Genomic DNA, 1,803 nt, shown 5'->3' on the forward strand with positions numbered 1-1,803 from the left:
AGAGGCCGCCAGGCGCCCCGCAGAGCGCGCCCCCGGCGCCCGGACCCGACGCCGAACCGCAGGGCTACCGGGCGCGGAAGCTCGCCGAGCTCGACCAGCAGTTCACGGACCAGAAGATCTCCCTCGAGGAGTACATGAAGGCCCGCAACGAGGTCATGCGCGGCTGACTCGCCGCAGGAGCGCCTGGGGGGCCCAGTAGTGCCTTCAACGGGTGGTTCCTGTTGACGCACTGGGTCCCCCCACCGTCGCCGCGGGCCGGAGGGAGGCACCTAGAGCGTGAAGACCTGCTTCCGCAGCTCCGAGCCGAGCTGGCCGATCTCGGTCAGGAAGCCGTCGTGGCCGATCTTCGCATCGATGCGGTAGACAGGAACGTCGCCCGGGAGCGCCGCGGCGAGCTCCTCGCTCTGCTCGGGGAAGTACAGGCGGTCCGAGTCAACGGCCGCGAGGAAGAATTCGGCCTGCGCCCCCGCGAGCGCCCGCGCCACACCCCCGCGTCCGCGACCCACGTCATGGCTCATGAGGGCCTCGGTCAAGATCACGTAGCTGTTCGCGTCGAACCGACCCACGAGCTTCTCCGCCTGATGGTCCAAGTAGCTCTCGACCTGGTAGCGACCACGGGACGCGATCCCCCCCGAGGCATCGAACGGGTCCTCGGCCCCCTGCCCGCGGCGACCGAAGCGATACCCGAGCTCAGCCTCGGAACGGTAGCTGATGTGCGCGATCCGCCGCGCGAGGCCCAGGCCCGCGCTCGGCGTCGCCCTGCCGTAGTAGTCGCCGTCGCGGAAATTCGGATCCTGCCGGATGGCGAGCACCTGGGACTGGGCGATCGCGATCTGCTCGGCCGTGCTGTAGGCCCCGATCGCGACGACGACACAATGCCTGACCCGTTCGGGGTACGTAGCGCCCCATTCGAGCGCCCGAGCCCCTCCCATCGAGCCACCCACCACGGCGTGCCAGCGCCGGATGCCGAGTCCGTCCGCGAGCCGAGCCTCGGCCCGCACGGAATCGCGGATCGTCACGAACGGGAAGCGCGAGCCCCACGGCCGGCCGTCGGGGTCGGGCGACCCCGGGCCCGTGCTGCCGTAGCACCCGCCGACCATGTTGGCGGCCACCACGAAGTACTTCTCGGTGTCCACGGGCTTGCCCGGGCCCACGAGCGCGTCCCACCAGCCGGGTTCCTCGGTGTGCCCTTGGGCCACGTGGGTGGAACCGGTGAGCGCGTGGTGGATCAGCACGGCGTTGGACGCGTCGGCGTTGAGCGTTCCCCACGTCTCGTACGCGAGCTCAACCTCGGGGAGCTCTCCGCCGGCCTCGAATTCGAGGGCGCCGATCCCGAGCCAGCAGAGCACCCCGTCGCGTGGTTCGGTCTGGAGTGCGTCCGCGGAGGCGTCGGGGGTCTGCGCGGGGGTGGTGGCTGGGGCGGCGATGCGGTCCACGACCGTCATGCGACCGTCTCGACGTAGATGGGGGCCTTAAAGGACCACGGGGGGTTGCTGGACATAGCATTCCCTTCACGCTGCACTTGACCGGCGGATTTCGCTGGCCCAGGTCTTCACCCGGGGCACCCCACCGCGGCAGGAGGGTTGCCGGCCAGCAAACCGGGGTTTGGCGCTGGCACTCATGACCTGATGCGAGTGTAGAAGGCCGCGGAATCGCGCGGGCAAATGTGTGACCGTGTGTGAAGACCGCCCGCAGGGATCCGGGGGGCTGGCCTCAGCCCTCCATGAGCCGCCGCCGATGCCTGAGCTCCTTGACCCACGCGCGTGTCTGGGTCGCCGGGAAGGGCGAGGCCCCGCCGTCGTC

Annotated in this window: 1 protein-coding gene and 1 riboswitch; the gene reads right to left on the reverse strand. The window is 70.4% G+C overall.

Features of this window, described 5'->3' with window-relative positions; translation table 11 throughout:
* Positions 1-269: 269 nt before the first annotated feature.
* Positions 270-1,445, reverse strand: a complete 1,176-nt coding sequence (metX, locus tag ACLN58_RS21800; protein WP_415857303.1) for a homoserine O-acetyltransferase MetX — start codon at positions 1,443-1,445, stop codon at positions 270-272.
* A 68-nt stretch (positions 1,446-1,513) separates the two neighbouring features.
* Positions 1,514-1,626: riboswitch (SAM riboswitch) on the reverse strand.
* Between the last annotated feature and the right edge of the window lie 177 nt (positions 1,627-1,803).

Source organism: Sinomonas sp. G460-2, from assembly GCF_047759905.1.
Taxonomy (GTDB): domain Bacteria; phylum Actinomycetota; class Actinomycetes; order Actinomycetales; family Micrococcaceae; genus Sinomonas.